The 6,268-nt window shown below is 42.6% G+C and carries 7 protein-coding genes and 1 pseudogene; 1 reads left to right on the forward strand and 7 read right to left on the reverse strand.

Going from position 1 to position 6,268, the window contains the following annotated elements:
- Positions 1–334 (forward strand): [NiFe]-hydrogenase assembly chaperone HybE (gene hybE, locus QZ565_RS07615; RefSeq protein WP_295527788.1); only part of this gene is annotated, 334 nt, incomplete at its 5' end.
- A gap of 84 nt (positions 335–418) precedes the next feature.
- On the opposite strand, the pseudogene msrA reads toward hybE, so the two are convergent.
- From msrA to QZ565_RS07650, 7 genes and pseudogenes are all read right to left on the reverse strand, one after another.
- Positions 419–1,135, reverse strand: a pseudogene (gene msrA, locus QZ565_RS07620) (peptide-methionine (S)-S-oxide reductase MsrA); the annotation flags it as partial.
- A gap of 9 nt (positions 1,136–1,144) precedes the next feature.
- Positions 1,145–1,708, reverse strand: coding sequence for a redoxin family protein (locus tag QZ565_RS07625; protein ID WP_295527790.1), 564 nt, complete (start codon positions 1,706–1,708; stop codon positions 1,145–1,147).
- A gap of 13 nt (positions 1,709–1,721) precedes the next feature.
- Positions 1,722–2,432, reverse strand: a complete 711-nt coding sequence (ccdA2, locus tag QZ565_RS07630; protein ID WP_295527793.1) for a thiol-disulfide oxidoreductase-associated membrane protein CcdA2 — start codon at positions 2,430–2,432, stop codon at positions 1,722–1,724.
- A 166-nt stretch (positions 2,433–2,598) separates the two neighbouring features.
- Positions 2,599–3,147, reverse strand: coding sequence for a GNAT family N-acetyltransferase (locus QZ565_RS07635; protein ID WP_295527798.1), 549 nt, complete (start codon positions 3,145–3,147; stop codon positions 2,599–2,601).
- A 297-nt stretch (positions 3,148–3,444) separates the two neighbouring features.
- Entirely contained in the window at positions 3,445–4,269 is an 825-nt protein-coding gene (gene nadE / locus QZ565_RS07640) for an ammonia-dependent NAD(+) synthetase (protein WP_295527800.1), read from the reverse strand.
- On the reverse strand, positions 4,266–5,726 hold the full coding sequence (locus QZ565_RS07645) for a nicotinate phosphoribosyltransferase (RefSeq protein WP_295527803.1): 1,461 nt from the start codon (positions 5,724–5,726) through the stop codon (positions 4,266–4,268). Before QZ565_RS07645 ends, nadE begins: the two co-directional genes overlap by 4 nt.
- Before the next feature lie 115 nt (positions 5,727–5,841).
- Positions 5,842–6,268: DUF6773 family protein (locus QZ565_RS07650; RefSeq protein WP_295527807.1), on the reverse strand; the 427-nt coding region annotated here is incomplete at its 5' end.

Here is a 6,268-nt window from a genome sequence, read left to right on the forward strand (position 1 = left end):
ATTTGAAGATCAATGGATCGGCACAGTATTAACCCCATGGATGATGAGCGTGGTGATTCTGCCAGGCCCTCAACAACAATGGGAGCCACGTGAATTAGGTGATAAACTCACTGTACAACTACCGTACAAAGCACTCACTTTCACCGTTAGTAGTGTTGAAAATGTACCGCAATATTTAAGTTGCTCCTTACATTCACCACTCGACCCGAATCTGACTAACGAACAAGCGGTTCAACTTACACAAGATTGTTTGCGTATGGTTTTATCCATACCAACCGCACAGCCGACATTTAATTCTGATCGCCGCAATCTATTTAAGGCGATGATCAAATAAATGTAAGCTACAAATAGTTAATAAAAATGGGCAAAGTAAACTAACTTACTTTGCCCATTTTGCTTTTCATCCCACACAAAGTGCGGTCAATTTTTGCTTTAATTCTGCATCACTTGGTTTTGGGTATTTTTTATCATCAATTAATGGCTCATCGGCTTTTTTGATGTCGATATGGCAATAGCCATTTGGATTTTTCTTGAGATAGTCTTGGTGGTAATCCTCAGCCACCACGAAATTCTTCAAGTTATCCTTTTCAACTGCTAGAGGTTGGTCGTATTTCTTAGCCACCTCATCAAAGACTTGGTTAATCACCTCTAAATCTTTGCCATCTGTATAATAAACACCAGTACGGTACTGGGTTCCCACATCATTTCCTTGTTTATTTTTGCTGGTTGGATTGATAATGCGGAAATAATGAAGCAGGATTTCCTTGAGGGAAATTTGATTGGCATCATAAGTAACATGGACAGTCTCCGCATGACCTGTTTGGTTAATCAATTCGTACTTGGTTGTTTCCCCTCTACCATTTGCATAGCCTGATACGGCATCTGTCACACCGGGAACGCGTGAGAAATATTCCTCAACTCCCCAGAAACAACCTCCAGCCAGATAAATTTCGTGCAAGTCTGCATCTTTACTCACTTCTGTTTTTTTCACTGTTTTTCCTCCTTGGCTAACTGATGCTCTCTCAATTTGCGAGCTATCTGTCTGCCCTGCATTTCGCATCAATAGAAAATAGAAACCGCTTATGGCTAAGAAAAAAAAACCCGCCCAGACCAACAACTTTACTTTATCATTCATGACCTTTCTCTACCCCATTTCTTTCAATTCTTTTAAAATCATATCCTTATCCATAAAACCTGGTTGCGTTTTGACTAGCTTACCTTCCCTGTCTATAAAGGCTTGAGTTGGGTAAGAACGGACACCATAACTTTCCAAAAGTTTGCCTGATGGGTCAATTAGAACTGGGAAATTTTTATAATCCAAGCCCTTGTACCAGTTCTTAAAGTCTGCTTCAGCTTGTTCCCCCTTGTGTCCAGGAGACACCACTGTCAAGACCACATAGTCATCACCAGCATCCTTAGCAATTTCATCTGTATCTGGAAGACTGGCTAGACAGATGGAACACCAAGACGCCCAGAATTTGAGATAGACTTTCTTGCCCTTGTAATCAGATAAACGGTAAGTCTTGCCATCAACTCCCGTCAGTTCAAAATCAGCAACCGCCTGACCTTTAGTCGCAGTTTGCGAACTAACTTGTTCTGTTTTTGTTTGCTCCTTCATAGTAGATTCGTCTGACATATTTTTAGCCGAACAGGCTGCCAAGCAACAGATTGAGCCTACTCCAAGGAGACATGTTTGCCATTTTTTCATTTCTTTTTCCTCCCTATTCAAATAATGTAGTCAAAATGGAAGCATTTCCCAAAAGCACCAAGATTCCCATCACGATAATGAGGAAACCACCCACTTTTTTGAGGGTCCTTAGATAGGGATGAAGTTTTCGGAAATGTTTCAAAACATAGCTGGAGGCTAGAGCTAGAACCAAAAATGGTAGCGCTAGACCCAGCGTATAGATTAACATGAGACCAGCTCCCTGCCAAGCACCTGAACCACCTGAAGCTGCTAAAGCCAAAACAGAGCCAAGAACCGGCCCCACACAAGGCGTCCAAGCAAAACTAAAGGTCAACCCCAGTAAAAATGCCTGACTATAGCCCTTACCCTTTTGCCCCTGTCTCTGTAATTGTATCCTTCTTTCCTTGTAGAGTCCCTGAAAATGTAAGACTTCCATCTGGTGCAAGCCTAAGAGAATGATAACCGCACCCGTCACATACTGAAACCAAGAGGCATACAAAAGGTCTCCTAAAAAACCAGCACCATATCCCAGTAAGATAAAGATAAAAGAAATCCCCGCTATAAAGGCCAGAGTTCGCAATAAACTAACAAGTGAGATTGAAATTTTTCCGCTAGAAGACTGAGCACCATCTTTGTCATCCAACAAGACCCCTGCATAGACTGGCAACAAGGGTAAAATACAAGGAGAAAAAAAGGAAAGAATTCCAGCAAGAAAAACACTGATAAAAAAGATTATATTATCCATTGCCTTCCTCCATTCTTTGATTTGATAGGACTATTATAGCCCTAAAATTCCAGAAAAAACAGGGGCAATGATAGGAAAAAATAGGAATTTAATCAGGTTATGTAAAAAATGTTGCAAAAAAAGCCAGACAAAGTCTGACTTTGGTGGAAACTGAAAAGAACATTCACTAGTCTTCCCTACTTATCTGATAATAAATAAGGTCCGCAAGATAGCCTTTTCTCTCTACACCATTGCTAATAGTCTTTAGATAGGACATTCCAGCCTTCTCCATGACACGACCTGAAGCTGGATTGAGACTGGCATAACGTGCCTTGACTTCTTGAAAGTCTGCTTGAGTAAAACAAAAGTCCAAGACAGCTTTCAAGGCCTCTGTCATCATACCATGACCCCAGTAAGCCTTGCCTAACACATAGCCAATTTCACAAGAAAAATCGTTCTCATCTATTGCAACGATGCTGATATCTCCTATCACCTGCTCCGGGTTTTCTTTGAGACAAATGGCCCATTTGTAATAGTTGGGATTTGTATAGGAGGCAACCCAATTACGAATCGAGTTTCGAGTCACCTCGACATCAGGATGAGGATCCCAAGTGACGTAGGTTAGATTCTCAGCAGACGAAGCCCAATTTTGAAACATGGCCTCTGCATCGCTCTCCACAAATCTTCTTAAAATCAAACGTTCTGTCTGTAATATTTGCGTACCGATTGCTTTCATGATACTACCTCACTTTCTGATAGATGATTCTCTGTCCAATCTCCATTGAAACTTGTTTTGCTTTTGAATTTCAAGGCTCAAGCTAAAAAGGTCCACTGGACCTTCCTCGCTTACTTGTTTCCATGATCGGGGTAAAAAGACTAAACTCAGTAACAGCTAGAAAACGAGTTTTTCATCTAATCCCTTGACGCAGTCGCTGTCTGGTTTGAAATGCGCTCTAGCAAGCTTTTTCAAACCTAGTCATCGTTGCGGGGGTGAGACGACGAAATCGAACTCTGTGAGTTACCGTTTTCTGTCTCACTCCCAAAAGTCATCGAATACGGTGATTGGTAGGTGGCGTTTGTGTTGGCCTTTGTGCCACCAGTTTTCGATAGTCGCTTGAGATTCTGGGCTGATTGTTTTGCCTTCTAGGTAGTCGTCAATCTCTGCATAGGTGACTCCGAGGGCTATCTCGTCAGCCAAACCAGGTTTGTCTTCTTCTAGGTCTGCTGTTGGGATTTTTTCATAAAGGGCTGGGTCTGCACCAAGTTCCTGCAAGAGTTGTTTCCCTTGACGTTTATTGAGGCGGTAAAGAGGGAGAATATCCGCACCACCGTCACCAAACTTGGTAAAAAAGCCTGTGATATTTTCCGCGGCGTGGTCTGTTCCAATGACCGCTCCGCTATGGGCACCTGCCAGGGCATATTGAGCAATCATACGGCAACGAGCCTTGATATTGCCCTTGTTGAAGTCTGAAACAGGACTACCTGTCGCTTCAACTGCAGCTGTCATGGCATCAGCTGATTCCTTGATATTCACAACCAAGCTGACATCTGGCTGGATGAAGGCTAGAGCTTTTTGAGCGTCTGCTTCATCAGCTTGCACTCCATAAGGCAGGCGTACAGCGATAAATTTGTAGCTATCATCTCCTGTCTCTGCTCGCAGTTCTTCCATGGCCAGTTGAGCCAATCGTCCTGCTAATGTTGAGTCTTGTCCCCCAGAAATCCCTAATACAAAGGTCTTTAGGAAGGGGTGTTTTTTCAAGTATCTTTTTAAGAAATCAATGGAACGACGAATTTCTTCCTGGGCATCAATCACTGGTTTGACACCCAGCTCTTGGATAATCGTTTCTTGCAAACTCATTCTTCTTCTCCTTCACCGAGGGCTTCCTTACGCATTTTGTCAATCAAGTCCATCTTGTCTTGCCATACATCACGCGCCAAATCCACTGGATAATGCTGAGGATTGAGCACGCGCTTGTATTCATCCCAAAGCTTGTCAAATTCCTTACGAGCATAATCCTGAATCTCAGTCAAGCTAGGCAGATTGTAAATCAATTTTCCGTCTTTGAAGATATCCACTAAGAGAGGAACAGCGTCAAAATTACGAACCGTCTTCTTGATGTAAGTATAGGTCGGATGGAACATCTTGATTTCTGTCATGCTGGCAACATCTACGCCATCATAAGTGATATAGTCTCCTTCTGACTTGCCTTTTTCACGACTGGTAATGCGCCACACCTGCTTCTTACCTGGTGTAGACACTTTTTCAGCATTATTTGACAGCTTAATTGTATTGCGCATGTTCCCATTTTCATCTTCGATCGCAACAATCTTATAAACTGCCCCAAGAGCTGGCTGGTCATAGGCTGTAATCAGCTTAGTTCCCACGCCCCAGACATCAATCTTGGCCTTTTGCATCTTGAGGTTGAGGATGGTATTTTCGTCCAAATCATTTGAAGCATAAATCTTAGCCTCTGTAAATCCAGCATCGTCCAATTGCTGACGGACTTTCTTAGAAATGTAGGCAATATCCCCAGAGTCAATCCGAACACCCATAAAGTTAATCTGGTTACCCAGCTCACGCGCCACCTGAATGGCAGCGGGTACCCCAATGCGAAGGGTGTCATAGGTGTCCACAAGAAAGACACAGTTTTTGTGGGTCGCAGCGTAAGCCCTGAAAGCCTCATAGTCATTGCCATAAACCTGTACCAAGGCGTGGGCATGGGTCCCCAAGACAGGAATGTCAAAGAGTTTACCAGCACGCACGTTGCTAGTTCCATTGGCACCACCAATCACCGCTGCTCGTGTTCCCCAGATAGCCGCATCCATTTCTTGCGCCCGACGTGTTCCAAACTCCATCAAAGGTTCATCTTCGATAACCGAACGAATACGAGCTGCCTTAGTAGCCACTAATGTCTGGTAGTTGACGATGTTCAAAAGGGCCGTTTCGACCAATTGACATTGGGCTAGAGGGCCTTCCACCTGTACAATCGGTTCATTAGCAAAGACCAAGTCCCCTTCTTGGGCAGAACGAACGGTCAACTCCAACTTGAAATTGCGGAGATAGTCCAAGAATGCCCCATGATAGCCTAGCGACTCCAAATAGGCAATATCACTATCTGAAAAACGCAGGTCTTCAAGATAACTCACAATCCTTTCCAAACCAGCAAAAACCGCATAGCCGTTCTTAAAAGGCTGTTGGCGGAAATACACCTCAAAGACCGCCTTCTTGTTGTGAATCCCTTGGTCAAAGTAAACCTGCATCATATTAATCTGGTACAAGTCCGTGTGCAATGTCAAACTATCATCTGGATACATACTTTTCCTACTTCCTTAGCTAGAAACACATGAAAATTTTCAAAAACTTTCATGTATTCCAATAAATTAATACTATTATATCACATTTTAGGTGGATTGAGAAAAGAGTAACAAGCTATTCTCCACTCTCCAGTTCATCCATGTCTTTTTCAAACTTTTTCTGAGCCCATTCACCATAACTTTTAAGACCAAGATTGCCGATAAAAACCCAAGGAAGGTAAATAACATAAGTAATGACCCAAACAGACAGGTATTTAACGTTCAAAGGATTGTGCTGATAAATTTCTATATTGAATTGATAATTCCGCAACATCAAAAGAGCTGTAATCGCCAAGGTTAGGAAAAAACAACCCAAAATCGTAAAATGAAAACGACTATAGTAGGTCACTCCCAGATAACGGGCACGATTGAAAAAGAAGAAAATCCCTACTATCAGAGTATAGACTAGAAAATTCGGATTAAAAAGAGATGGAGCCAATACAGCCACCAAATAGCTTAGAAGTACAAGCCCAATAAAGAGTGAAAAAGACTCTGCCCCAGCT

Origin of the sequence: uncultured Streptococcus sp. (genome assembly GCF_915066115.1) — a bacterium.
Taxonomy (GTDB): Bacteria; Bacillota; Bacilli; order Lactobacillales; family Streptococcaceae; genus Streptococcus.

Coding starts and splice junctions, on each gene's coding strand:
- QZ565_RS07625 (WP_295527790.1), bottom strand. CDS start 1,708: ATGAAAAAATGGCAAACATGTCTCCTTGGAGTAGGCTCAATCTGTTGC.
- ccdA2 (WP_295527793.1), bottom strand. CDS start 2,432: ATGGATAATATAATCTTTTTTATCAGTGTTTTTCTTGCTGGAATTCTT.
- QZ565_RS07635 (WP_295527798.1), bottom strand. CDS start 3,147: ATGAAAGCAATCGGTACGCAAATATTACAGACAGAACGTTTGATTTTA.
- nadE (WP_295527800.1), bottom strand. CDS start 4,269: ATGAGTTTGCAAGAAACGATTATCCAAGAGCTGGGTGTCAAACCAGTG.
- QZ565_RS07645 (WP_295527803.1), bottom strand. CDS start 5,726: ATGTATCCAGATGATAGTTTGACATTGCACACGGACTTGTACCAGATT.